This window comes from Aurantimicrobium minutum (assembly GCF_029892845.1).
GTDB classification, from domain to species: Bacteria; Actinomycetota; Actinomycetes; order Actinomycetales; family Microbacteriaceae; genus Aurantimicrobium; species Aurantimicrobium minutum_B.
The window spans coordinates 1-24,214 of record NZ_JARXVT010000008.1 but is presented as its reverse complement, the minus strand read 5'-3'; the positions used below and the strand labels follow the sequence as shown (position 1 = coordinate 24,214).

Genomic DNA, 24,214 nt, shown 5'->3' with positions numbered 1-24,214 from the left:
CGAAATAAGTTGCGTTCCAAAAGGTCAAGATACACGGCTATTTGAGTTCGTCAATCACGGAAGCTCATTTTTTGGTCCTGCTTTGGCTCGTGTCTGGGTCACAAAACCCAACACGGTGACCTGCAAGGTCACCCGGGCGATCAAACTCTGCACCTCACATTTTTCTACTGAGAAATTATTCTTACTGGCGAGTCTTTCCGCGCGATTACAGGGATATCCGGGGATGCGTCCCGAAGCAGCATCTGCTGCTTCCAGGGCAGCCTGATCCGTAAAAGACTGTGCCCTCTCCAGGGTGAGGAATGCTGTTCCGAAAAAAAGTAGAAGAGATGTCACAGAAATGACCCCGCCGACCAGAATGAGGGTCGCTGCTGCACTCGAACCATGTTCATTGCGCATTGATCACACATTCGCGGACGTGCACCTCAGAGAGGACCCAAGACAGCGGCCCCACACCTGTTGATTGAACCAAGGAAACACACACCAACTCACCTTCGTGTGAGTGACGAAGCGTCGCACGCGGATTGGCTTTTGCCATGGACGTATTCACGAGTGTGATGTCCACTCCCCTAGAGAGTTCCCTGGCAGCCTGCCGTGCCAGTGAAGAATTGGTCAGTTGAATACCTAAGGCACCCACTGCCTGGAGACACACCCCGAGCACCAGCACAATCGCAGGGAGCACCATCGCCAACTCGGCCGTGACACTACCCTCCGAACGTGAGAGCACGGCGAACCATGTCCGTGAGGATCTGCTTCACTTCATCCCCACGCAAGATCGTAACGAGGAGTCCGGCGAACCCCACCGCCGCCATCGTCGCGATGGCGTATTCAGCCGTGGCTGCGCCGGCCTCGGAGCGGAAGTGCCTGAGAGTTCGAATGATTTTCTTGAGGTTGTTTGTTGTCATGTTCACCACACCTTTCATGCCCATCACAGCTCACGGTGTTGCCTGGAAATCGCACCTCTATATAAGAGGTGGAATTCACTCAAGAATTCAGCGCTGTGGAGGAGATCACGCTCGCGACTAAAGGCAGGACTCCAACGGCAATAAACGCCGGTAATACGCACACCCCGAGCGGAATCATCAGCTGCACAGAGAGCTTCTCCACCCGCATCTGAGCTTCTTCTCGTGCCGCGTTGCGTTCGAGGTGTGCTTGAGCTCGTAAGAGTGAGGAGAGAGCAACTCCGGTGTGACTAGCCAAATGCACAAACCGATCGCACTGGGCCAGTTCAGCGCACGAGATCTCGGCGTGAGTTGAATACTGCTCAGCTACCTCGGAAGCCCATCTCCGAGCGTGAGACAAGGACTGTCCTGCAGTGAGTGACAGAGCCATCACCTCAGCTGCCATCCCTCTCGACCAATTCCATCTCTGGGCACGAGTCAGCATGCGCTGCGACCACCTGTGGGAGAGAAACACCATTCCTGCAGCAAAGAACAGAACACACCAGCCCGGCAGTGAACCCAGAAGAAACTTGAGGGGGTCATATCCAGCAAGGACTCCTCCTGCGAGCGCAAGTAACGGCAACACCATGACAAGACGCGTAGCCGCTTGTGGACCTGCTAGATGAACCCGAGCCTGCCTCGCGTTCTCGGCAGCTTCACTCAACGCCTGGCCACACACCTCCAACACCGCAGCTGGAGCAGCGCCTGTCGTGAGAGCGAAGTTCCACACGTCGCCCAAGAATGCTTCCGGGGTTGACGGTTGAGCTCGACTGAGTTCCTCAAAGGCGAGCTCCGCATGTTCGGCTGCCGAGCGAGGTGGAAGTCCTGCCCGCACCAGAGCGGATACCAGTCGGGTTTTCTCCGCGAGTGTTCGCAGGTGTTGTTCGGCTTCAGAGGGTGAGCTCGCGGAGAGCGAGTGGACCTTCGCCCTGAATAAATTCACCCAGTGCTGCAATACGTCTGCCATGTTCACCTCGCTCCAGATGAACAACAACATCTAACCCGCCCCTCACCAAAGCCCCCACCAGTTCAGGGCTCATCCCTGCCTGGAACCCCAGAGTGATCAAGCGTGCAGGAACGTCCGACAAAGAGTTGGCATGCAAAGTGAGACCTCCTCCTGCATGGCCCGTGTTGAGGGCAGAGAGGACAGCACCCACTTCAGCGCCTCGGCACTCCCCCAGCACGAGTCGGTCTGCGCGCATGCGCAGGGCTTGTGGCACGAGCTGCTCAATACTCACCCCGCCCGCACCCTCGATGTTTGCCTGCTGAGATTCGAGAGCAATGACATGAGGGTGAGATATCTGAAGCTCAGCAACATCCTCCAGAACAACAATTCGTTCGGTGGCAGGGACGCTCGAGAGCAGATGCCCTAGCAGTGCAGTCTTTCCCGAGCCTGCAGCTCCTGTCATCAATACAGTGCGCTTGCGCTCCACGCACTCGAGCAGAAACTCCTGATGAACTTCGGTCATGAATCCCGAACTCACTCGCTCTTCCCAACTGAGCTGGGATGTGCGGGGAATGCGCAGTGCAATGGTTGTGCCTGAACTAGCTACGGGAGCAAGCACCGCGTGGACTCGAATGTCTCCTGGAAGGCGAACATCTACATACGGGTGGGCTTGATCAATATGACGTCCACCCCGCCCGATGAGGTCAACCGCGAGGGACCTGATCTCTGCTTCTGTATACGACCAGCTGTGATCCTGCTCTAACCCAGCCCCACTGTCGACCCACAATCCGGCATTGCTGGAGATGAGAACGTCGGTAATCCGGGGATTACGGAGGTGGGCATCCAAATGGGCAAGCATCCGGCCAAAATAGGCAAAATATTCATCAGATGGGAATTTTTTACCTGTTTTGGGGGTGTTTGTACCCCTTTTGCCCCTGTGGAGGACTGGGCGTACGTATCCGTACGAGTCGCTTAACGGTGGAAGGCGACACCAGTTGGGGGGAACGGTGTCGCCTTTGTGGCGCCAGATTGGGGGAATCGGCGGCGCCACCAGTCAGATACGAAGCTCTGAACTATTTGACTATACGACATATTCAGGTGAAATATCCTGTACCCCGCGTCTAAAAAGTCACTTTGTATACAAAGTGTGCATTTGGGGGTAATCTCAGTACAGACTTAGTACGAGTTTTAGTCGCCCCCCAATGAAGTGAGGTGCTCGACATGAGCAACAATATTGACAACCTGATGCACGAAGAGCGTCGCTTTCCACCAAGCGCTGAATTCACAGCACAGGCAGTTGGCCAGGCCAACTTGTATGCAGATTCCAAGAAGGACCGCCTCGGCTTCTGGGATAAGCAGGCAAAGGAACTCCTTCACTGGCACAAGCCCTTCACTCGCGTGCTCGACTGGAGCGATGCTCCGGTAGCAAAGTGGTTCGATGACGGTGAGCTCAACGTGGCTTACAACTGCCTCGACCGTCACGTGCTCGAAGGCCGCGGAGACCGCGTCGCGATCTACGGCGAGGGTGAGCCCGGCGACCAGCGTGTATACACATACAGCGAATTGACAGCTGAAGTGAAGCGCGTCGCCAACGTATTTCTTTCACTAGGCGTAAATGCCGGTGACCGTATTGCGATCTATATGCCCATGATCCCCGAGGCTGTCATCACCATGTTGGCGTCTGCTCGTATTGGTGCAGTGCACACCGTCGTCTTCGGTGGCTTCAGCGCAGACAGCCTGCGCAGCCGCATCGATGACGCCGAAGCCAAGCTTGTGGTCACCGCTGATGGTGGATGGCGCAAGGGCAAGGTCTTCCCCCTCAAGCCAACCGTTGACGCAGCACTTGAGGCCAACGGCGGCGGAAGCTCCGTGACCAACGTGCTCGTGGTCAAGCGTGGCGAGAACGAGGTTGCATGGACCGAAGGTCGCGACCTGTGGTGGGACGATGCTAAGGCTGGCGTTGACGCTGAGCACGTAGCTCAGGGATTCCCTGCAGAGCACCCCCTCTTCATCCTGTACACCTCGGGCACCACCGGTAAGCCCAAGGGTATTTTGCACACCACTGGTGGTTACCTCACCCAGGCTGCGTTCACTCACAAGAACATCTTCGATCTGCACGCAGACACCGATGTGTACTGGTGCACCGCTGACGTGGGCTGGATTACCGGTCACTCCTATGTGGTCTATGGACCACTGGCAAACGGTGCAACCCAAGTTGTCTTCGAGGGCACCCCTGACGCACCTCACCCTGGTCGCTGGTGGGAAATCATCGAGAAGTACAAGGTCTCGATCCTCTACACCGCTCCCACTGCAATCCGCTCATTCATGAAGCTCGGCCGCGAAATCCCTGGAAAGTTTGACCTCTCCAGCATTCGCGTTCTCGGTTCCGTGGGTGAGCCCATCAACCCTGAAGCGTGGATTTGGTACCACGACATCATCGGTGGCGGCAAGGCTCCCATCGTGGACACCTGGTGGCAGACCGAGACCGGCGGCATCATGATCGCTGCTCTCCCTGGAGTGACCACCTTGAAGCCAGGTTCTGCACAGGTTCCCATCCCCGGTGTTGTGATCGACATCGTGGATGAGCAGGGCGTACCTCAGGAAAAGAACTCCGGTGGCCTCCTGGTCATCTCTGAGCCCTGGCCTGCCATGCTCCGTGGAATCTGGGGCGACCCCGTTCGTTTCCAGGAAACCTACTGGGACAAGTTCGGCGACAAGTACTTTGCTGGCGACGGTGCTCGCTATGACCGCGACGGCGACATCTGGCTCTTGGGCCGCGTCGACGACGTGATGAACGTTTCCGGTCACCGCCTCTCCACCGCTGAGATTGAATCTGCACTGGTGGGTAACAACATTGTTGCTGAAGCAGCAGTGGTGGGTGCCGCAGATGAGACTACCGGTCAGGCAGTTGTCGCCTTCGTGATCTTGAAGAAGAGCCACGTGGATGACCAGACTCCTGAGGAAGCAAGCGCCCTGTTGCGCAAGCACGTCTCGGATCAGATTGGTGCGATTGCTCGCCCCTCGAAGGTCTACATCGTGGAAGAACTTCCTAAGACTCGTTCCGGCAAAATCATGCGTCGTCTGCTTCAAGACGTCGCTGAAGGTCGTGAAATTGGGGACACGACCACCCTGACCGACACAGGTGTGCTCAGCATCATCAGCGCACAGGTTCACTAAACAACACGAAGCTCACACACAGAACCCCCAGGCCAGTGGCCTGGGGGTTCTTGAGTTAATTCCAAGAATTACTTGAACGAAACGATGATTTCTACTTCAACAGGCGCATCCAAGGGAAGCACGGCAACACCCACAGCTGAACGTGAGTGGACACCCGCGTCACCGAAGATCTCACCGAGAACTTCAGAAGCGCCGTTGATTACGCCAGGCTGCCCGGAGAAACCAGGATCGCTGGAGACGAAACCGACAACCTTGACCACACGGGTTACACGGTTGAGATCGCCCAAAACTGATTTCACAGCGGCGAGCGCGTTGAGTGCACAGATGCGTGCATACTCTTTGGCATCCGATGCAGGGATGAGGCCGTGGCCTTCGCCCACCTTGCCGGTGGCAGGAAGTGCGCCAGAGACCATGGGGAGCTGACCTGAGGTGAAGACCAGGTCTCCGTGGATCACGGCAGGAGTGTATGCCGCGACAGGAGGAACGAGATCAGGGATGTCAATGCCGAGTTCGGCAAGACGAGCGTCAATGTTTGTCATGGTTTTCCTTAGTTTCTCAAGCTATTCAGCCAGTGGTCGTTTGAGGTAGGCAACGAGGCCACCTTCGGGGCCAGTAACGATTTGAACGAGCTCCCAACCTTCTGAACCCCACGTGTTCAAAATCGCAGTGGTGTTGTGAATAAGCAGCGGAGTGGTGATGTATTCCCACTTGATGGCGGCCATGAGTCTCCGTTCGGTCTTTTCTCAGCAATTCCGGCTAAATTAGAGTCTATGTTTGCCAAGAAGCCTTCGCGTTCAGGAATCATCGGAGGGCTGCTCGCATTTGTCGGCATGAGTGCCGTTGCAGCAGTCTTGATTGCCGCTGCAGTGACCCCCGCTATTGCCGTCACTGGTGTTACAACGAACAGCGCCCTGGGTGTTTTTGACGAACTCCCCGCTTACCTCAAGATCAATGACTTGGCAGAAAAGTCGAGCATGTATGCCAAGCGTGCTGACGGTTCAGATGTTCTGCTTGCTTCGTTCTATGCCCAGAACCGCATCACGGTTCCCCTTGAAGACATTTCCCCCTACGTCATTGACGCAGCCATCGCAACCGAAGACCCTCGCTTTTATGAGCACGGCGGTGTTGACCTGATTGGTACTGCCCGTGCCATCATTTCGAACGCAACTGGTGGAGATGTGCAGGGTGGTTCCTCCATCAGCCAGCAGTATGTGAAGAACATTCTGGTGATGCGTGCCGAAGAAATTGCTGACCCTGATGCTCGTAAGGCTGCCTACTACGCTGCGACCCAAACAACCATTGAGCGCAAGCTCAAGGAAATGAAGCTGGCGATCAGCATCGAGTCCAAGTACTCCAAGGATGAGATCCTCAACGGTTACCTCAACATCGCCTCATTCGGTGGTCGTGTGTATGGCATCGAATCTGCTGCTGAGTACTACTACGGCGTCAAGGCCAAGGACCTCACTCTCGCGCAGTCTGCAAGCTTGCTGGCGACCGTGAACAACCCCAACAACTTGCGCATCGATATTCCTGAGAACGTGCAATACAACCAGGACCGTCGCGACTATGTTCTCTCCCGCATGCTTGCTGAAGGAAAGATCACCAACAAGGAATACAAGGCTGCTATCGCAGAACCTGTCACTCCCGTGATCACCCCCTCCAGCACCGGTTGCCAGACTGCTGGTGGAGCTGCCTTCTTCTGTGACTACGTCACTTGGATCATCAAGAACGACCCCGCCTTCGGCGCAACCGAAGATGAGCGCTGGGCAGCATTCCAGCGCGGTGGTTGGAAGATCATGACCACTTTGGATGCTGAAATGCAGACCGCCGCTGAGGTTGCTCTCAATGATCGTGTCCCCAAGATTGTCCCCGAGGGTGACATTGCTGGTGCTGCGGTTTCTGTTCAGGTTGGAACAGGACGTGTTCTCGCCATGGCTCAGAGCAAGGACTATTCCTCTGACCCTGAGGTTGTTGCCTCGGGCGCAAACTTCACCTCGGTGAACTACAACACCGACAGCAAGTACGGTAGCTCAACCGGTTTCCCCGTGGGTTCGACCTACAAGATCTTCACCCTGATCGAATGGCTCAAGCAGGGCCACGGCCTGAATGAAGTTGTCTCCGGCAAGGTCAAGGACTGGAAGATGTCCGAGTTCAAGAACAGCTGTGAGCCAACCGGTGGCCCCAACTGGAAGCCTGTGAACTATGCGGGTGCTTTCGACTCCACCACCACGGTGATGAACGCGTTGAAGAACTCCTACAACCTCAACTTCATCACCATGGCGTCCAAGATGGACCTCTGTAACATCCGTAAGGATGCAGAAGCCTTCGGTGTTCACCGTGCGGACTACAACGTCCTCAAGTCCAACCCCTCCACCATCATTGGTACCGAGGAAATCGCACCGCTGACGATGGCTGTTGCCACCGCAGGTATTGCGAACGATGGTAAGACTTGTACTGCGATTGCTATCGACGAAATCGTCGATTACAAGGGCAAGAAGATTACCCCGCCCAAAACCAAGTGCACTCAGTCGGTTACGCCTGCTGTTGCCCGCACCGCGGCCTACGCCATGGAAAACGTTCACGCTCCAGGCGGTACAGCTGCCCGTGCAGACGTAGGTGACGGTATCCCTTGGATTGCCAAGACCGGTACCTCCGATAACGCGGAACAGAACTGGATTATGGGGTCAACTTCCAAGGTTGCCACTGTTGTGTGGCTGGGTAACGTCTCAGGGCACGTGGCCCTCTCAAGCGTCGACTTCACTAATGGCCGCCAATACAACACCAAGCAGGACATCTGGCGCGACATCATGACTGTCGCCAACTCTCAGTTTGGCGGTGACGCCTTTGGTGCCCCAGATCCCAACTTGGTTAAGGGTAAGTCCGTCAGTGTTCCTGCTATTCAGGGCCTGACCAAGGAACAAGCTCAAGCACTGATCGAGAGCGTCGGTCTCACCTTCACCGATGGTGGCGAAATGGACTCTGAACTTCCCCTCAACACGGTGGCAAAGTCAGAACCAGCTTCTGGTGAGCCCACTGCTGTGGGTGGCGAAGTGAAGGTGTACTTCTCTAACCACACCCTTGTTGCCGGCCCTCCGAGCACCGTGGGTATGACAGCTGCGTTAGCTCGAAGTACCTTAGTCGCTGCTGGTTGGACTGTGTCGCCCACATTCCCATTGCCAATCCCATCTTCGCAATGCGCGGTTCCGGCACCTACCCCAATGCCTACTCCTTCACCATCACCTTCGACAACTCAGTGCCCAGGTAGCCAACTTCCTATCGAACAACGAATTGTCGAAGTTCAGTCCCCTATTGGCGGATTCGTGAAGCCCACGACCCCAATCGTGATTTCTGTAGCGGGATAATGAGTTCTTCCTCAGCGATCGGCCGCGATGTCCTTTTGGGCATCGGGCTGGTTGCTGCGGGTGCACTGGCCTGGGGAACCCTCGTTGAGCGCAATGCGTTCACGCTGCGCAATGTTGAAGCCAAAGTACTCGAACCTGGTTCGGCACCACTGCGTGTTCTGCACATCTCGGACCTTCACCTTGCCCCGTGGCAAAAGGGAAAGATGGCATGGGTCACATCCCTGGCAGAGCTTGCTCCTGACTTCATTGTGAACACCGGAGACAACCTTGGCCATCAGGATGCTCTTCCTGCGCTGAAGGAGACGCTGTCCGCGTTCGCTGGCACTCCCGGTGTGTTCGTCAACGGTTCCAACGACTACTTTGCACCTGAATTCAAGAACCCCTTCGCCTACTTTGCCGGGCCATCCAAAGCAACGAAAGTTGCCGAGCGTCTCGACACCGCAGCTTTGATGGACTTCTTTACCGAAGACTTGGGCTGGGCCAACCTCAACAACTCTGCAGCGTCGCTCACCATCGGTAAACGTCGCATCGACTTCATGGGTGTGGATGACCCACACCGCACGTTCGATTCGCTCTCCCGAATGGAACGTGCTCTGGAATCAATCCAGTCGGATGATTTCCTCGATGGAGTAACACCTGAGATCACCATTGGTGTTGCCCACGCTCCTTACCAGCGCATCTTGAATGACTTTGTCACTCAAGGCGCAGAAATGATCTTCGCCGGTCACACCCACGGCGGTCAGGTCTGTGTGCCAGGGTTTGGAGCACTTGTCACCAACTGTGACATCCCCCGTGACAAGGTCAAGGGCTTGAACTCGTGGACACGAGGAAGCCGCACAGCAGCCCTCAATGTCTCAGCAGGCCTAGGAACGTCTATCTACGCTCCTGTGCGCTTTGCCTGCGCTCCTGAGGCTTCTCTGGTCACTCTCAGTGCCCGCGACAGCTAGAGCAGCTTAGAAATAAACCTCTTTGCGGAACATTCTGTTCAACTTGCCCGCGATGCGGAAGCCGAACTTGTTCCACAGTTGAGTTTTCTTCGCGTCAACAACTAGGTCATAGGTTCCTACCCGGTCAATCACGATGGGACTGAGACTGGTCTTGAACATGCCGATGCCGTGGAGGTGGTGTGAAGGATCTTTGAGCTGATCTGCTGGTGGGCAACCCATCATGTCGTAGCTGACGGCCTGACCGCGAGCCTTGTGCCATTCGATGATGTGCCACTGCAAGGCATGGCTGGCGCCATAGGCCTTGCGGTCACGGATTGAGGCACCGTCTTTGTACCAAGCCTTGAAGCCCATCCAGCCGGTGTATGCCCCAGCGACAACCTCCCCATCGACGTAGGCGAAGAACATTTTGCCCTGGTCACGGTTGGCATATTCATTCCAGAACGAGACGTAGTACTCGTAAGTGCGGATCATGAAGCCCGCGTCGTCCCCGGTGGCACCCAGAAGCTTGTACATGGTGCGCATGTTCTCTTCGGTCAAGGGAACCTCGGCCACCGTTACACCATCGCGGGCGGCACGGCGGATTGCGTAGCGACCCTTTTGAGGCATCTCAGCCAAAATGGTGTCGATGTCGGGGGTGAGATCAAGCATCACGGTTGACGAGATGGGCTGGACGTTGTCCACATTGACCAGACCTGCAGAACGAAGAGTCTTGTCTGCTTGCTCCGAATAAATCAGCTCCGACTCAAGCTTGACCAGAAATACTCCGTGTTGAGCAGCAAACTCTTTCAGCGCTGGCACAACTGCCGCCACCTGCTCAGCAGTGCCGAAACCTGGTCCGGTGGGTGAATACCAAATCTTGCCCAGGCCTGGGATGCTGCGCTCAATAAACAGTCCGGCAACACGAGGCGCAGCCTCAGTGTTGTCCTCATTGAAGATGAGATGTAGTGGCTTCCAGCCACCCAAGGCTTTCGCAATCGCGAAGCTCTCCGCCTGATACATCGACCCGTGGTCGGGGTTAGCAATAACTAGATTGTCCCAATTGGCAATCTCTGCGTCGGTCGCGAAGCGCACTGGAAGAGTCATCGAACTAAGCTTAGAGCAAGGACTACGGCCCTCCCCTGAGGCCCAAGCAACGGAAGGAAAACCACTCATGGCTTCTTCCACAATTGCCCGGGCGAGCACCCTAATGGCGGTTGGAACGACCGCCTCGCGTGTCCTGGGCTTTGTCAAAGCTATGGTCCTTGCCACCGCAATCGGTGTGACCGCATCTGTGGGTGCTGACTCGTTTGCGGTGGGAAATATGCTGCCCAACAGCGTCTATATGGTGCTGATCGGTGGAGTTCTCAGCGCTGTGTTGGTGCCACAGATTGTTCAGGCCATGACCGGCCATGACGGCGGCAGTGCTTATGTGAACAAGCTCGTCACCATTGCAATGGTGTTCCTCTTTGCCATCACTGCTCTTGCCATGGTTCTCGCACCGTTGCTGGTTCGTCTCTATGCCATGGCGTGGTCACCTGAGCAGCTGGCTCTCGCTGTTGGCTTTGCCTACTGGGCCTTGCCTCAAATCTTCTTCTATGGCCTGTTCAACATTCTTGGTGAGGTGCTCAACGCCAAGAAAGTTTTTGGCCCTTCCTCCTGGGCTCCTGTACTCAACAACATCGTTGCCATCACCGGCCTGGTGATTTACATCGTGATCTTCGGAGCGGACCCAGACGGCAATAGAGGTGTTGACGACTGGAACGCGGGCCAAATTGCGCTTCTCGCGGGAAGTGCGACACTGGGTGTTGCAGCGCAGGCTGTCATTCTCTCTGTCGCCTGGCGCAAGGCAGGAATCAGCTACCGCCCGGATTTCGTCTGGCGCGGCGTGGGCTTTGGCACCCTCGGCAAGATTGCCGGCTGGTCTTTAGCCACCGTCATTGTGATGCAGCTCGGAGGCATTGTCACCACCAACGTGGCCAGCACCGCCTCCGGTAAGGGAGCATCAGTTGCTGCCCTGCAATATGCCTGGCTGATCTTCATGCTCCCCTATTCGATCTTGGCCTTCTCAATTGGCACTGCCTACTTCACGCGTCTTGCTGAACATGCTCGCAACGATAAGCCTGAAGAAATGCGCTCTGATATCTCTGCAGCTTTGCGCGTCATCGGCCTAGTCATGACTGGCTCTGCTGCCATCATCTTCGTCACCGCCCCCTTCATCGCTCTGGTGTTGATGGATGGTGCCAAGCCGGCAGATATTGCTGCCCTTGCCGTGGTCATCATGATGTATATCTTGAGCCTGACCCCCTACGGCATGCTCTTTGTCATCCAGCGCACTTACTTTGCCTTCAACGACACCAGAACCCCGTTCTACTTCACGGTGTTGCAGATTGGGTTATTCGTCACCGGTTCATTGCTTGTGTTGGCGTTCTCGCCCGTTGAATCAGTGGCTGCAATGCTGGCACTCTCTTTCACCATTGCCACCATCATTCAGGTCGCTGTTGGCCTGATGTTCTTACGCAAGAAAATCGGCGGCATCGACGGCAAGCGCGTATTCGTCAGCCATGTGAAATACGGCATTGCCGTAATCCCCACCGTCGTTGCCGGATTCTTCATGCTGCAGTTCAGTGCTGTCTATATCGACACTGACAACCTTGCTGTCGCCATCATTGAAAGCATCATCTATGCGGCAATTCTGGGCAGCATTTACATCGCCACGTTATGGTTGCTGCGCTCCGGTGAAATAGCCGAGCTCATGGCGCAAGTCAAGGGCAAGCTAAAGCGTTCTTAGTTAGGGTCGGCCCAAGCTGCTGTAGTGGAAGCCTGCAGCACGCCAGGCGGCAGGGTCGAGAACATTACGTGCATCCACGATGCGCTTGTGTGCCATCAGGTCCCCCACGTTTCGAGGATCAAGCTGAACAAACTCTGGCCACTCCGTCACGAGAACAGCAATGTCGGCATCCAGCAGTGCCTGCTGCACGCTGTCTGCAACAACAAGCTCAGGGAAGCGCTTCTGGGCAGGGCCCATAGCTTCGGGGTCAAATGCAATGACGTTCGCCCCTGCTTCAGCCAGACCGAGTGCCACGTCCAGTGCAGGTGAGTCACGCACATCATCAGACTGTGGCTTGAACGCGAGACCCAACACAGCAACCTTGAGATCAACCGGATCCCCGCCAGCATCTGCGATCACACGAGCAATGACTCGCTCACGCTGACGCAGGTTGATGGCATCCACTTCATCCAGGAAAGCAACTGAGGAGCCCAAGCCAAGTTCTTCAGCACGTGCTGAGAAGGCACGGATGTCTTTAGGGAGACATCCGCCACCAAAGCCCACACCAGCGTTCAAGAAGCGACGTCCGATGCGAGTGTCATAGCCAATGGCATCAGCCAATTCGGTGACATTGGCTCCGGTTGCTTCAGCAATCTCGCTCATTGCGTTGATGAAGCTGATTTTGGTTGCCAGGAAAGCGTTCGCTGCAGTCTTGACCAGTTCTGCTGTGGCGAGGTCGGTTTCCACGACGGGCGTGCCCGCAGCAATCGTTGTCGCATAAACCTCACGTAGGGCAGCAACTGCTTCCTTCTGACCGGCGCCTTCGGCAATGCCGAAGACGAGGCGGTCAGGTGACAAGGTGTCCTTGACAGCGAACCCTTCACGCAAAAACTCGGGATTCCACACCAGTGTTGCCGAGGAACCAGCAGATAAGAGTTTCTCTGCCAAACGCTGGGCTGTTCCGACAGGAACCGTGCTCTTGCCCACAACAACGTCAGCAGGGCCGAGATGGGGCAATAGGGCGTCAATAGCTGCGTCCACAAAGCGAATGTCGGCAGCGCCGCTGTCGTCGCTTTGTGGAGTGCCTACCGCGATGAAGTGAAGCTGCGATCCCTCAACCTCAGAAATATCTGTGGTGAACCTCAGTCGCCCAGACGCGAGGGATGAATTCAGAATTTCGGGCAAGCCCGGTTCAAAAAACGGAGCATTACCCGCACTGAGTGCAGCTACCTTCTCTGCATCAACATCAACAGCAATAACCTCGTGTCCAAGGTCAGCCATCGCTGCTGCATGCACAGCGCCGAGATAGCCGCAGCCAATGACAGAGACGCGCATGGCGTGATCTAGCTGAAGTCGGGGTCAGGCTCGAAGGAGTATGCCACTGGCCACTGGCGACGACCTGCGTTGAGCACGCCGTTGCTCTCGTTGAGGTAGCAGTTACCACAGAGAGGCTCGTAGCTCACTGCGATACCGTCAATAGCAAGCTGGTCACCATCGAAGATGAATCGATCGTTGTACTTACGTGCGTTAAAGATGGCTTTCTTGCCACAACGGCAAATTGTCTTCAGCTCTTCAATTTCGTGTGCGATTTCAAGCAGACGGCGAGAACCTGGGAAAGCAACTGTTTGGAAGTCGGTACGAATTCCGAAAGCCAAGACAGGAACGTCTTCCAAGAGGGCAATACGCAGTAGGTCGTCTACCTGAGCTTCGGACAAGAACTGAGCTTCATCTACGAGCAAACACTTGACGTCTGCACCGGTCTTACGGATGACTTCATCACGCTCGTGCTGGAAGAGACCATACAGATCGCTGTCGGTGCCAATGACGAAGTCGGTCTTACGATTGATACCCAAACGCGACAGGATTCCCTTGTCGCCCTTGATGTCAATCTCAGGCTTACACAACACAACGTTGTGACCACGTTCTTCGTAGTTATACGCCGCCTGGAGCATCAGGGTGCTCTTGCCGCTGTTCATCGCGCCATAACGGAAATAAAGCTTGGCCATTAGGTCAAATATCCATCCTCGGCTGCACGCCGAACCAAATCTGCCCGCCGGGACGCGGGTCTACCTGCTCTAGCGTACTTCTCACGTGCACGTCTGAGGTACGTTTTGGCCGTCTCAAACTGAACATTCATGGCATCCGCAACCTCTTTGGTCGCTAACCCCCGGCAATACAGGACTAACGCCTGTTCTTCACCTGCGCTGAGGCGTGGCTTGACCTGCTCTTCGGCGTGTTGAGTGGAGCCAGAATCGGCTGAATGACTGGATTCTGAGGCGATCTGCGCCATGCCGAGCAGGGTGCGCATCCGTGCTGCAACCACATTCATCGAGGTGGACTTATCAAAGAAAGCATCAGCACCTGAGGCAAGCACACGTTCGTTGAGTTCTGGGCTGGCAAGAGCACTCATCACCACAACCTTTGAGCCTGCAGCTTTACACGTCAATACACGAGCTTCAATCGAAACGGGCTCCGCAAGTTGATAGTCCATCAGCACAACATCGGAAGGGAAAGCCGTATTGGCAAGACACCCTGCCCACGATGTCTCTGCCACTCCAACCGAGAAGTCTGGAGCATTGCCAGCGAACCAACTGGAGAGGCTATCCACGAGCAGGCCGTGGTCATCGAGGATGGTGAGGGAAACAGCGGGTTTATTTTGCATAGTAGAACATCACATTCACTTGACCATCGTTGTTGATAAATCGCACATCTTCGAAAACGACATACATCACGCGCAAGAATGAGGAGACATGGGTGCGCAGCTTGCCCCCGGTGATGGTCTCTTCTTTTTCAGTTCCCTGAATCACGCACGACAATCTGGTTGTGTACGGCTCTGTGCGCAGAGAGATCTGGAGATCCTCCACTCCTGCCTCGAATAACCCCGTGATGAGAGCAGAGATTGCTGACTGTGCTGAAAGCTCAAACTTGTTGAGTACTTTTTCAGGGTCATGCAGGGTACAACCTGAACGCTCCACCCAGGTTTGGTCCGACAGAAGAACGAGTTCGGCACGAATCTTGCCGGCGAGTTCCCTGGCGCGCTCATTGTCAGCATCGGTCACACGACCACTGGAGAGCAGGCTCACCAACATGTCACGGGCTTCGCGGGTCAAAGGACCTGCAATGTCCACATCGTTGATTTCACCCGGTTCGACTGCAGTCTCGTTCACCGTCTTCTGCCACGCCATCAGGATTCGGCTGGCTTTGTAGGTGTAGCTCGCTTGTCCCAACACCACGATGGCGACCAGGGTCACGCCGGAGACGCTGAAGTAGAACGCACCTAAAGGAAGTGAGTGATGCAAACCATCCAAACCGAGTGCGGCAAGGAGGGTCACCACGGCGGCTAGTCCGGCGTAGTACTGATCCGGTAATGATCGATATCCGCTGGCTGACGCAAAGATGAGGGCAACCGCTATCGGGCCCCACTCAGTGAGCATCGAGATAGACCCGGTTCCATCCGACCCGATTTGGAACACCGCGGCACCGATGGTGAGGAACACCACAATGACATAGTTACGTCGACGGTAAGGAGCATGCTGAGGTGCAGCTGACCACAGGTGATAAGAAATCGCGACGGTGAGTATGACCAAAGCAATCGTCAAGAACAGCGGGTTATCGGTATAGCCATAGCTCGAAATAGACACGATGACGGCATATGCCCACGTAATCAAGCTGAAAGTGACGACAACATCCCAGCTCGTACCTGCCGCAAGAGGATCGAGCTGTTGCATTGTGCGTTCTTGTCTACGCATCGCTCGCCTCCACGCTCACCGGAAGTTGAAGCATCACCGCGGTGCCCTGGCCCTCATTCGACCACAAGCGCACGCGTCCACCACATTGTTCAATGCGGTCTCTGACCGAAAGCTTGAGGCCCATTCGATCTTCAGGAACCTGATCCACGTTGAAGCCACTGCCCCCGTCAATAATGGTGACAGCAAGGTTTTCTCCGGCAGGAAGGATGACGACCTCCACGGCGTTTTGCCCAGAATGCAGTTGCACATTCGTCAAGCACTGTGCCAAAGCAGCGTTCAATGCGTCAACCCGCTCACTCGTCAATGAGTTAATCGCAGAAGGATTACCACCAAGGTTGACCAAGAGCCCCCGGGCCTCAGCCCCAGAGATGACTGCCATTAACTGTTCAAGTTCTGTAGAGGAATTCTGAGCAAGTGCTTCAGAACCTGACTGCCTACCAAAGTCGCTCGTCTCAAACAAGGCGAGTTGGTTTTCAATCGCCTCACGAACCGGGTCTTGCAACATACCTGGCTTGGTGGAACCAATCACGGCCAAGTTGGCCAGCAAAGTGTCATGGAGCCTCGCAGCTACGGCTCTCGTGTTTTCCAGTCGTTCCGCATCCGAGGCAACTGATTCAGCGCTGTGATCAAACGTGATCTGAAATCTTGTATTGGAAGCGAGCAGTCGAGGAGTTGAGATGACGGCTGCGAGAACTACACCAAAACCCAGCAGCAGTCTCAGATCAAACTCATACGGTTTACCAGCCAGGTATGCCCCGAGCAAGAGTGACAGGTTGGCCATGGCAAAACCGAACGATGCCCAGAGCACACGGTCGCGCACTCGTGCTGCAACACCGCAGGCGGTGATGAGCGCGAAGCCCAGAAGTGAGAACGGTAAGAACAGGGTGGATTCAACATCAGGCATTGTCGCCAATACGGCCCACGTTGCCAACACCAAGGTCGCTGAAAGAAACAAGATGTAGAGCGAGGCAGAAAGGGGAGAGAGCGGAGTGAACATCAGGCGCCAGAGCACGAAGCCAGGGAACCCCACTAAGAACCCTGCCCACATCACCCACGCATTGGCTTCATGCCAGCCGGCCAGAATCAGCAGGATTTCAGCAAAGATGACGGCATAGGCCGAGTAAACCAAGAACAGTCGAGAGAGCGCTTGCGCGAACAGAACGGGTGCCAGCTGTGCTGGAATTCCTAACTGCATCTCACCGCCCCCGTTGAAGAATGTCGTCTACTTACGACCAGTCTTCCCTATGCGGAGAGGTTGAGTGTCTTTGCCGAGGCAGCAAAAGACTTCTTGGCCACAGCAGGCTTGTCAGACAGACGCGTTCCGAAGCTTGGAATCATCTTCTTGATCTCGGGTTCCCAACCAGCAAACTCAGTGGGGAAGCAGCGCTTGAGCACATCGAGCATGACGGGTACTGACACAGAAGCTCCAGGAGAAGCACCGAGCAGACCAGCGATAGAACCGTCAGCGGCGGCAATAACTTCCGTACCAAACTGGAGAATGCCGACCTTCTTGGGGTCTTTCTTCATGACCTGAACGCGCTGACCAGCAGTGATGAGCTCCCAGTCTGGGTGTTGAGCATCAGGGAAGAACTCGCGCAGGGCATCCAGTTTCTTCTGGGGGCTCGCTACGACTTCACCGATCAGGTACTTCAGCAGGTCCAGGTTGGTTGCACCCACGGCAAGCATCGGCATGATGTTGTTCACGCGGATGGAACCGGGAAGGTCAAACCATGAACCTGCCTTGAGGAACTTAGGAGTGAATCCTGCGAAGGGACCAAACAACAGTGACTTCTCGCCATCGACAACACGAGTGTCGAGGTGTGGAACAGACATAGGTGGTGCACCCACCGACGCCTTGCCATAGACCTTGGCCTGGTGGCGAGCCACGATGGCAGGGTTGGTGGTGCGGAGGAACTGACCCGAGATGGGGAATCCGCCGAAGCCCTTAGCTTCCTTGATTCCCGCGCTCTGCAGAAGTGACAGTGCGCCACCACCGGCACCGACGAAGACAAACTTCGCGGTGATGGTGTGAGGCGTGTTTCCAACTGAGTCACGGAGCTTGAGGCGCCAGTGCCCGTTATGAAGTTTCTTGAGCGACGTCACCTGAGTCTCGGTGCGAAGCTTGGCTCCGTTGGAGGTGATGAAGTTCAAGAGCTGCTTGGTGAGCGATCCGTAGTCCACGTCAGTACCAGCGGTGATGCGAGTTGCTGCGATGGGCTCGTTGCCGGTGCGACCATCCATGAGCAAGGGAGTCCACTTGCCAATGACCTTGGGGTCCTCGGAGTACTCCATACCGGCGAACAGCGGCTCGTCCTTGAGCGCAGCGAAACGCTTGCGCAGGTATTCCACGTTGGCCTCGCCCCAGACGAAAGTCATGTGTGGGGTGGAGTTGATAAAGCTGGTGGGTGCATCAAGCATCTTTGCTGCAACCATGTGTGCCCAGAACTGCAGTGAAACCTGGAACTGCTCGTTGATGGCAACAGCCTTGGAAGGCTCGACGGAACCGTCGGCAGCCTCAGGCATGTAGTTCAGTTCACACAGACCCGCGTGACCAGTACCAGCGTTGTTCCAGGGGTTCGAGCTTTCCTGAGCAACCTCACCGAGGCGTTCATAAACCTGGATGCTCCAGTCGGGTTGCAATTGCTTAATCAGAGCGCCGAGAGTCGCGCTCATGATTCCGCCACCAATCAGGGCAACATCAACCGTCTTTGCATTCACATCCGCCAGTTTACGCGTGAATACCCTCCACTACCCCTGTCCTCATTCCCACCTACCGGGAGCAACGACGAAGGCCATCAGGAACGCATCCTGATGGCCTTCGACAGAAGATACGAATTACTTAGGCTCGGTCTGCTGCAATCAGCTCTGCGATCTGCACTGCGTTGAGGGCAGCACCCTTGCGGAGGTTGTCATTGCTGACAAACAGAGCCAGCCCGCGGCCGCCATCAACGGTCTCATCGCTGCGAATACGACCAACAAAGCTGGGGTCAGCACCTGCGGCCTGGAGGGGCGTGGGAACGTCTTCCAGCTGAACACCGGGAGCGTCTGCGAGCAGTTCCAGGGCGCGCTCAGGCGAGATTGCCTTGCCGAATTCTGCGTTGATGGACAGCGAGTGACCGGTGAACACAGGAACACGAACACAGAGACCAGAAACCAAGAGACCTGGGATCTCGAGGATCTTGCGACTCTCGTTACGCAGCTTCTTCTCTTCATCGGTTTCGTTGAGACCGTCTTCGACGATGGCACCTGCAAGAGGAACAACGTCAAACGCGATGGTCTTCACATACTTCACCGGTGCGGGGAAGGTCACAGCAGAACCGTCGTGAACGAGGTCTTCCAGGTTGCCCTGGTCAACGGCTGCACGAATCTGGTTCGCGAGCTCTTCAGCACCAGCAAGACCAGAACCAGACACTGCCTGGAAGGTGGTTACGCTCATGCGCTCGAGGCCAGCTTCAGCGTGGAGGACCTTGAGTGCTGGCATTGCTGCCATGGTGGTGCAGTTGGGGTTGGCAATGATGCCCTTGACTGCCTGCTTGATGGCGTGAGGGTTGACCTCGGAGACCACGAGTGGAACCTCGGGGTCCATGCGCCAAGCAGAAGAGTTGTCGACAACAGTCACACCAGCAGCAGCGAAGCGAGGAGCCTGTGCCTTGGATGCAGTTGCCCCAGCAGAGAAGAGTGCAACATCGATGCCCGAAGGATCAGCAGTTTCCACATCTTCCACGACGATGTCATGACCGGCGAATGGGAGAACAGTTCCTGCCGAACGAGCAGATGCAAAGTAGCGGATGGACTTCACGGGGAAGTTACGCTCTTCGAGCAGACGACGCATGACCTTGCCAACCTGGCCGGTTGCACCGACCACGGCAATGTTGAGCCCCTCGGGGGCGATGACGGTCATCGGCCGGTTCCTGCGTAGACGACAGCCTCAACATCAGAGTCAAGACCGAAAGCGGTGTGCACCTTCCGCAGTGCTTCGTTGAGCTGGTCAGCACGCATGATGACCGAGATGCGAATCTCGGAGGTAGAAATCATGTCGATGTTGACGCCTGCTTCAAAGAGGGCAGTGAACAGCTGAGCAGAAACACCCGAGCTGGTACGCATACCGGCACCGACCACGGAGAGCTTGCCAATGTTCTCATCCAGAGCCAGGTCAGAGAATCCAATGTCGGACTGTGCTGCCTTCAAGGCAGCCAGTGCGTCATCTGCCTCTGCGGTGGGGAGGGTGAAGGAGATGTCGGTCTGACCGGAGCCGCCTGAAGAGACGTTCTGCACGATCATGTCGATGTTGATGTCAGCAGCTGCGACAACGGTGAAAATCTGCGCAGCCTTACCTGGAACGTCGGGAACACCGGCAACGGTGATCTTTGCTTCGCTCAGGTCCCCGGCAACACCGGTGATGATGGGCTCTTCCACTGTTTCTCCCTCCGTGGGGTTGTAGACAATTGTTCCCTCGTTCGACACAAACGAGGAGCGCACGTGCAATGTCACGCCGTGACGGCGTGCATATTCGGTTGCGCGAATATTGAGAACCTTGGCACCGCTAGCTGCCAACTCCAGCATTTCTTCACTGGAGATGCGGTGAATCTTGGACGCGTTGGGAACAACGCGAGGGTCAGCGGTGAAGACGCCGTCCACGTCAGTGTAAATCTCGCAGACATCGGCATCCAAAGCAGCAGCAAGGGCAACAGCAGAGGTATCAGAACCACCACGGCCGAGTGTGGTGATGTCGCCGGTAGAACGGTTGAAGCCCTGGAATCCCGCAACAATCACGATGTTGCCTTCTGCCACTGCTTCACGCAAGCGGCCTGGAGTGACCTCCACGATGCGCGCAGTACCGTGCTGAGCATCGGTGATCATGCCGGCCTGTGAACCAGTGAAAGATTTGGCGTCGTGGCCGAGGGAACGAACTGCCATGGCAACCAGTGCCATGGAAATACGTTCACCTGCGGTGAGGAGCATGTCGAGCTCACGAGGTGCGTGATCACTGGCAACCTCGTTAGCAAGGTCCATCAGCTCGTCAGTAGTGTCACCCATTGCAGAAACGACGACAACAACATCGTTTCCAGCTTCTTTGGTCTCGACAATGCGCTTGGCGACGCGCTTGATGCTCTCAGCATCTGCAACGGAAGATCCGCCAAACTTCTGCACAATCAAGCTCACGGTTGATAACTCCTGAAGGAATATGCTCGCGGCTACGGTTCTCACGAGCTGGAAACTCTATTCTACCGGCAGATTTTAGGCGGTTTTGACCCCACCAATACCGTCTAAGAAACGGTGCGGCGACCTTCGAAAGCCCTACCGAGCGTCACTTCGTCGGCGTATTCCAAATCTCCACCCACAGGAAGACCCGAAGCCAGACGTGACACCTTGATTTCTAGGGTCTTGAGAAGACGAGAAAGATAGGTCGCTGTTGCTTCACCCTCGAGATTGGGGTCGGTCGCAATAATGACTTCCATCACGGTGCCATCAGCCAAACGGGTCATGAGCTGGCGAATGCGCAGGTCATCAGGACCAATGCCATCAATAGGGCTGATTGCTCCCCCGAGCACGTGATACAGACCACGGAATTCACGGGTGCGCTCGATGGCAACAACGTCCTTAGCTTCTTCCACCACACAGATGAAAGTGGGATCGCGGCGAGGATCGCGGCAGATGCCGCAGGTGACTTCTTCGCTGACATTGCCGCAGATCTCGCAGAACTTGACCTTCTCACGGACCTCTACAAGAACTGAGGACAAGCGGGAGACATCAAAGGATTCTGTCTGCAAAATGTGGAACGCAATACGTTGCGCTGACTTAGGGCCAATGCCGGGAAGTCTGCCGAGCTCATCAATGAGTTCCTGAACTATGCCGTCATACATGACTAAGCCTCGTCAGCAGGCTCAGAGGAAACAACAGCAATAGGTTCGGTTACTTCTTCTGAGATGAACTTGGCATCTAGCAGCTCACGCACAACGGCCTCACCGTAGCGGGCATCTTCTTGTGCACTCTGCTCAGGAGTGAGCTTCTTGGCCGCAGGTGCAGCGGGAGCTGCAACCTCTGTAACAACAACGACTTCTTCAACGACAGTCTCATCCTCAAGAACGGCAGGAGCTCCCCCACCGGGAATGGCCACAACATCCCAGCCATCATCTGAGGCGGGCGGTGCTGCCTCTTCGAAGGGGGGCTCTTCATCTAGATCAGCAGGTGGCTCTTCAGGAAGAGGGGGTTCCTCGACCTGTGCTTTAGCTGCAGGAGTGGCAAACTCACGAGGAGCGTTCACCGGGGCTTCAGCAACCGGAACTGAACCGGTCTCTGTCAGACGGTCAATAGGTGCAGTTGCAGAGGAATCACTGGAGACCTTGAACGCCACACGAACACCGAGAGTGTCGATGATGGCCTGACGCAGAATCTCGTGGACTCCTCCGGGCACGCCCTTCTGGGGGCGGAATGAGGCAGCATCTGCCTCGTTACTGAATACCAAGGTGAGGACGTCCTCTTCCAGAGAACGAACCTGAGCAGAGACAACAACCAACCATGCGGCACGGCTCTTCGCCTGAATCTTCTCCAGCACAGCAGGCCATGCCTCAAGTAGTTCACGAGTTCCCACAGGACCGGTTGGAACAACAACCTTGGGCTCATCCACAACAGGAGCTTCCTTGACCGGCTCAGGCTTGGCAACGGGAGCCTCAACCTTAGGTGCGGGTGCAGGGGCAGGTGCTACTGCAGGCTTTGCAGGAGCTGCTGGTGCTGAAGCAACTGGTGCGACAGCTACAGCTGGAGCTCCACCCGTTGCACGAACCAGTAGACGAGCAATCATGAGCTCGAGGTGTAGACGTGGTGAGGTAGCACCGGTCATCTCGGTGAGCGACGAGTTCACCACGTCCGCAGCACGAGAGAGTTCAGCGGAGCCAAAGTTCTTGGCCTGGGCCTGCATGCGCTCGAGTTCATCGGCAGGGATTCCGCGCAGCACAGCATTAGCGTTGGCGCCAGTGGCAGCAACAAGAATGAGATCACGCAGACGCTCGAGCAGGTCTTCCACAAAGCGGCGGGGGTCCTGCCCGGTTTGGATCACGCGATCAACGGCAGCGAATGCACCAGCTGAATCACCTGCGGCGAGCGCATCTACTGCTTCATCCAACAGTGCGCTGTGGGTGTAACCCAAGAGAGAAACTGCACGCTCGTAGGTCACGGCATCGTTTTCTGAACCGGCAATGAGCTGGTCAAGCAGAGAAAGAGTGTCACGAGCAGATCCGCCACCGGCGCGAACAACCAGCGCCAGAACACCAGGTTCAACCGCGATCTTCTCGGAAACACAGAGACTCTCGCAGTACTCGAGCATCTGTGCTGGAGGAATCAGGCGGAAGGGGTAGTGGTGGGTACGCGAGCGAATCGTGCCGATGACCTTTTCGGGTTCGGTCGTGGCGAAGATGAACTTCACGTGCTCAGGGGGTTCTTCCACCAACTTGAGCAACGCGTTGAAGCCCTGCGGGGTGACCATGTGGGCCTCATCGAGGATGAAGATCTTGTAGCGGTCACGAGCGGGAGCAAAGACGGCACGTTCACGCAGGTCACGTGCATCGTCGACACCGTTGTGGCTGGCGGCGTCAATTTCAACGACGTCGAGGGAACCACCGCCGTCACGAGAGAGTTCAATACAGCTGGGGCACTTGCCGCAGGGAGTATCCGTGGGGCCTTCAGCACAGTTGAGGCAGCGAGCCAAGATGCGAGCAGAGGTCGTCTTACCGCAACCACGTGGGCCGCTGAAGAGATAGGCGTGGTTCACACGGTTAGTGCGCAGCGCCGTCATCAAAGGATCGGTGACGTGGGATTGTCCAATAACGTCAGCGAATGATTCAGGCCGGTAACGGCGATACAGTGCGGTAGCCACAGTTCAATCGTAGTTGCCAGAACAGACAACGAGACCAGGTTCAAGGTGTTTAGACACATGCCCTGAGCGCAATAAAAAGGACCCCTCGCGCACCCGCCAGAGCCCGGTTACCCTTGCTACGTTTCCGTCCTGGGGGAGTTGGCCTGGGTGGCGCCACGCGAGGAGCCAGTTACAAGTGTAAAGCACAAGGCCGAGTGCTCTCCACGTCAGTTCGTCAGCACCCTTAACTAGCGGTTAGAATATTCAAGTTGTCCTCTTGCGAAAGCAGGCGGGCCATCAGGAGGATTCGCCTAGTGGCCTATGGCGCACGCTTGGAAAGCGTGTTGGGTTAACGCCCTCGGGGGTTCGAATCCCCCATCTTCCGCCAATGTGATGTTCCAGGACATCGTGGACACCTGAACCCCCGAAACGGGGTTCAGGTGTCTTTTTATTTCTTGGGTTGATAGTTCTTGTGTGGATCGATTTGGTATTCCCCG

General features: G+C 55.9%; 22 protein-coding genes, 1 tRNA gene and 1 other RNA gene. 5 read left to right on the top strand and 19 right to left on the bottom strand.

Features of this window, described 5'->3' with window-relative positions:
- Positions 1–54: 54 nt before the first annotated feature.
- The 5 genes from M2118_RS08670 to M2118_RS08655 all read right to left on the bottom strand — a co-directional run bounded on the left by M2118_RS08670 (position 55) and on the right by M2118_RS08655 (position 2,743).
- Positions 55–396, bottom strand: coding sequence for an Rv3654c family TadE-like protein (locus tag M2118_RS08670; protein WP_280795548.1), 342 nt, complete (start codon positions 394–396; stop codon positions 55–57).
- Positions 386–682 carry a hypothetical protein gene (locus M2118_RS08895; protein WP_432418405.1) on the bottom strand — a complete coding sequence of 99 codons (297 nt, stop codon included), beginning with the start codon at positions 680–682 and terminating at the stop codon, positions 386–388. The genes M2118_RS08670 and M2118_RS08895 overlap by 11 nt, the downstream gene beginning before the upstream one ends.
- Before the next feature lie 19 nt (positions 683–701).
- Positions 702–902, bottom strand: coding sequence for a DUF4244 domain-containing protein (locus tag M2118_RS08665; RefSeq protein WP_280795547.1), 201 nt, complete (start codon positions 900–902; stop codon positions 702–704).
- A 79-nt stretch (positions 903–981) separates the two neighbouring features.
- Complete coding sequence (locus M2118_RS08660; protein WP_280795546.1) at positions 982–1,905, bottom strand: hypothetical protein; 924 nt, start codon at positions 1,903–1,905, stop codon at positions 982–984.
- Positions 1,829–2,743 carry a CpaF family protein gene (locus M2118_RS08655; RefSeq protein WP_280795545.1) on the bottom strand — a complete coding sequence of 305 codons (915 nt, stop codon included), beginning with the start codon at positions 2,741–2,743 and terminating at the stop codon, positions 1,829–1,831. Before M2118_RS08655 ends, M2118_RS08660 begins: the two co-directional genes overlap by 77 nt.
- A gap of 362 nt (positions 2,744–3,105) precedes the next feature.
- On the opposite strand from M2118_RS08655, the gene acs reads away from it, so the two are divergent.
- A complete protein-coding gene (gene acs, locus M2118_RS08650; protein ID WP_280795544.1) occupies positions 3,106–5,061 on the top strand; it encodes an acetate--CoA ligase in 1,956 nt (651 codons plus the stop codon).
- 68 nt (positions 5,062–5,129) lie between these two features.
- Here the strand turns inward: acs and M2118_RS08645 are convergent, their stop codons facing one another.
- Complete coding sequence (locus M2118_RS08645) at positions 5,130–5,600, bottom strand: RidA family protein (protein WP_280795543.1); 471 nt, start codon at positions 5,598–5,600, stop codon at positions 5,130–5,132.
- A 21-nt stretch (positions 5,601–5,621) separates the two neighbouring features.
- Positions 5,622–5,783 carry a hypothetical protein gene (locus M2118_RS08640; RefSeq protein ID WP_204163632.1) on the bottom strand — a complete coding sequence of 54 codons (162 nt, stop codon included), beginning with the start codon at positions 5,781–5,783 and terminating at the stop codon, positions 5,622–5,624.
- 48 nt (positions 5,784–5,831) lie between these two features.
- Here M2118_RS08640 and M2118_RS08635 point away from each other — a divergent pair, with 48 nt between their 5' ends.
- Positions 5,832–8,423: a transglycosylase domain-containing protein gene (locus M2118_RS08635; protein ID WP_280795542.1), complete on the top strand. Its 2,592-nt coding sequence runs from the start codon at positions 5,832–5,834 to the stop codon at positions 8,421–8,423.
- Positions 8,423–9,370, top strand: a complete 948-nt coding sequence (locus M2118_RS08630) for a metallophosphoesterase (protein ID WP_280795541.1) — start codon at positions 8,423–8,425, stop codon at positions 9,368–9,370. Before M2118_RS08635 ends, M2118_RS08630 begins: the two co-directional genes overlap by 1 nt.
- 6 nt (positions 9,371–9,376) lie before the next feature.
- Here M2118_RS08630 and M2118_RS08625 read toward each other — a convergent pair whose 3' ends face one another.
- Positions 9,377–10,453 carry a lipid II:glycine glycyltransferase FemX gene (locus M2118_RS08625; protein WP_280795539.1) on the bottom strand — a complete coding sequence of 359 codons (1,077 nt, stop codon included), beginning with the start codon at positions 10,451–10,453 and terminating at the stop codon, positions 9,377–9,379.
- 67 nt (positions 10,454–10,520) lie between these two features.
- Between M2118_RS08625 and murJ the strand changes: the two genes are divergently transcribed.
- Positions 10,521–12,137, top strand: coding sequence for a murein biosynthesis integral membrane protein MurJ (gene murJ / locus M2118_RS08620; protein ID WP_280795538.1), 1,617 nt, complete (start codon positions 10,521–10,523; stop codon positions 12,135–12,137).
- Here murJ and M2118_RS08615 read toward each other — a convergent pair whose 3' ends face one another.
- The 11 genes from M2118_RS08615 to ffs form a co-directional block, all read right to left on the bottom strand.
- On the bottom strand, positions 12,138–13,451 hold the full coding sequence (locus M2118_RS08615) for a UDP-glucose dehydrogenase family protein (protein WP_280795537.1): 1,314 nt from the start codon (positions 13,449–13,451) through the stop codon (positions 12,138–12,140).
- 8 nt (positions 13,452–13,459) lie between these two features.
- Entirely contained in the window at positions 13,460–14,122 is a 663-nt protein-coding gene (locus tag M2118_RS08610) for a thymidine kinase (RefSeq protein WP_280795536.1), read from the bottom strand.
- Positions 14,122–14,778, bottom strand: coding sequence for a DNA-binding response regulator (locus M2118_RS08605; protein ID WP_280795535.1), 657 nt, complete (start codon positions 14,776–14,778; stop codon positions 14,122–14,124). The genes M2118_RS08610 and M2118_RS08605 overlap by 1 nt, the downstream gene beginning before the upstream one ends.
- A complete protein-coding gene (locus tag M2118_RS08600) occupies positions 14,768–15,865 on the bottom strand; it encodes a hypothetical protein (RefSeq protein ID WP_280795534.1) in 1,098 nt (365 codons plus the stop codon). Before M2118_RS08600 ends, M2118_RS08605 begins: the two co-directional genes overlap by 11 nt.
- Positions 15,858–17,060 (bottom strand): sensor histidine kinase, encoded by a 1,203-nt coding sequence (locus M2118_RS08595; protein WP_280795533.1) that lies wholly within the window; start codon positions 17,058–17,060, stop codon positions 15,858–15,860. The genes M2118_RS08600 and M2118_RS08595 overlap by 8 nt, the downstream gene beginning before the upstream one ends.
- 47 nt (positions 17,061–17,107) lie before the next feature.
- Positions 17,108–18,583, bottom strand: a complete 1,476-nt coding sequence (locus tag M2118_RS08590) for a malate:quinone oxidoreductase (protein ID WP_280795532.1) — start codon at positions 18,581–18,583, stop codon at positions 17,108–17,110.
- A 121-nt stretch (positions 18,584–18,704) separates the two neighbouring features.
- Positions 18,705–19,766, bottom strand: a complete 1,062-nt coding sequence (locus M2118_RS08585) for an aspartate-semialdehyde dehydrogenase (protein WP_280795531.1) — start codon at positions 19,764–19,766, stop codon at positions 18,705–18,707.
- Positions 19,763–21,028 (bottom strand): aspartate kinase, encoded by a 1,266-nt coding sequence (locus tag M2118_RS08580; RefSeq protein ID WP_280795530.1) that lies wholly within the window; start codon positions 21,026–21,028, stop codon positions 19,763–19,765. Before M2118_RS08580 ends, M2118_RS08585 begins: the two co-directional genes overlap by 4 nt.
- 104 nt (positions 21,029–21,132) lie before the next feature.
- The gene (recR, locus tag M2118_RS08575) at positions 21,133–21,729 is read right to left on the bottom strand and encodes a recombination mediator RecR (RefSeq protein WP_280795529.1); all 597 of its coding nucleotides are present in this window, start codon (positions 21,727–21,729) and stop codon (positions 21,133–21,135) included.
- Between the two features lie 2 nt (positions 21,730–21,731).
- Positions 21,732–23,738: a DNA polymerase III subunit gamma and tau gene (locus M2118_RS08570; RefSeq protein ID WP_280795528.1), complete on the bottom strand. Its 2,007-nt coding sequence runs from the start codon at positions 23,736–23,738 to the stop codon at positions 21,732–21,734.
- Positions 23,739–23,811: 73 nt separating this feature from the next.
- Positions 23,812–23,908, bottom strand: an RNA gene (gene ffs / locus M2118_RS08565) — signal recognition particle sRNA small type.
- A 109-nt stretch (positions 23,909–24,017) separates the two neighbouring features.
- On the opposite strand from ffs, the gene M2118_RS08560 reads away from it, so the two are divergent.
- A tRNA-Ser gene (locus M2118_RS08560) sits at positions 24,018–24,105 on the top strand.
- Positions 24,106–24,214 lie beyond the last annotated feature (109 nt).

What these genes read in the sequence shown, in the direction of transcription:
- M2118_RS08665 (WP_280795547.1), bottom strand. Translation starts at nt 902, where the DNA reads ATGACAACAAACAACCTCAAGAAAATCATTCGAACTCTCAGGCACTTC.
- M2118_RS08640 (WP_204163632.1), bottom strand. Translation starts at nt 5,783, where the DNA reads ATGGCCGCCATCAAGTGGGAATACATCACCACTCCGCTGCTTATTCAC.
- M2118_RS08670 (WP_280795548.1), bottom strand. Translation starts at nt 396, where the DNA reads ATGCGCAATGAACATGGTTCGAGTGCAGCAGCGACCCTCATTCTGGTC.
- M2118_RS08645 (WP_280795543.1), bottom strand. Translation starts at nt 5,600, where the DNA reads ATGACAAACATTGACGCTCGTCTTGCCGAACTCGGCATTGACATCCCT.
- M2118_RS08635 (WP_280795542.1), top strand. Translation starts at nt 5,832, where the DNA reads ATGTTTGCCAAGAAGCCTTCGCGTTCAGGAATCATCGGAGGGCTGCTC.
- recR (WP_280795529.1), bottom strand. Translation starts at nt 21,729, where the DNA reads ATGTATGACGGCATAGTTCAGGAACTCATTGATGAGCTCGGCAGACTT.
- acs (WP_280795544.1), top strand. Translation starts at nt 3,106, where the DNA reads ATGAGCAACAATATTGACAACCTGATGCACGAAGAGCGTCGCTTTCCA.
- M2118_RS08625 (WP_280795539.1), bottom strand. Translation starts at nt 10,453, where the DNA reads ATGACTCTTCCAGTGCGCTTCGCGACCGACGCAGAGATTGCCAATTGG.
- murJ (WP_280795538.1), top strand. Translation starts at nt 10,521, where the DNA reads ATGGCTTCTTCCACAATTGCCCGGGCGAGCACCCTAATGGCGGTTGGA.
- M2118_RS08630 (WP_280795541.1), top strand. Translation starts at nt 8,423, where the DNA reads ATGAGTTCTTCCTCAGCGATCGGCCGCGATGTCCTTTTGGGCATCGGG.
- M2118_RS08600 (WP_280795534.1), bottom strand. Translation starts at nt 15,865, where the DNA reads ATGCGTAGACAAGAACGCACAATGCAACAGCTCGATCCTCTTGCGGCA.
- M2118_RS08595 (WP_280795533.1), bottom strand. Translation starts at nt 17,060, where the DNA reads ATGCAGTTAGGAATTCCAGCACAGCTGGCACCCGTTCTGTTCGCGCAA.
- M2118_RS08660 (WP_280795546.1), bottom strand. Translation starts at nt 1,905, where the DNA reads ATGGCAGACGTATTGCAGCACTGGGTGAATTTATTCAGGGCGAAGGTC.
- M2118_RS08610 (WP_280795536.1), bottom strand. Translation starts at nt 14,122, where the DNA reads ATGGCCAAGCTTTATTTCCGTTATGGCGCGATGAACAGCGGCAAGAGC.
- M2118_RS08585 (WP_280795531.1), bottom strand. Translation starts at nt 19,766, where the DNA reads ATGACCGTCATCGCCCCCGAGGGGCTCAACATTGCCGTGGTCGGTGCA.
- M2118_RS08605 (WP_280795535.1), bottom strand. Translation starts at nt 14,778, where the DNA reads ATGCAAAATAAACCCGCTGTTTCCCTCACCATCCTCGATGACCACGGC.
- M2118_RS08615 (WP_280795537.1), bottom strand. Translation starts at nt 13,451, where the DNA reads ATGCGCGTCTCTGTCATTGGCTGCGGCTATCTCGGCGCTGTGCATGCA.
- M2118_RS08895 (WP_432418405.1), bottom strand. Translation starts at nt 682, where the DNA reads ATGGTGCTCCCTGCGATTGTGCTGGTGCTCGGGGTGTGTCTCCAGGCA.
- M2118_RS08655 (WP_280795545.1), bottom strand. Translation starts at nt 2,743, where the DNA reads ATGCTTGCCCATTTGGATGCCCACCTCCGTAATCCCCGGATTACCGAC.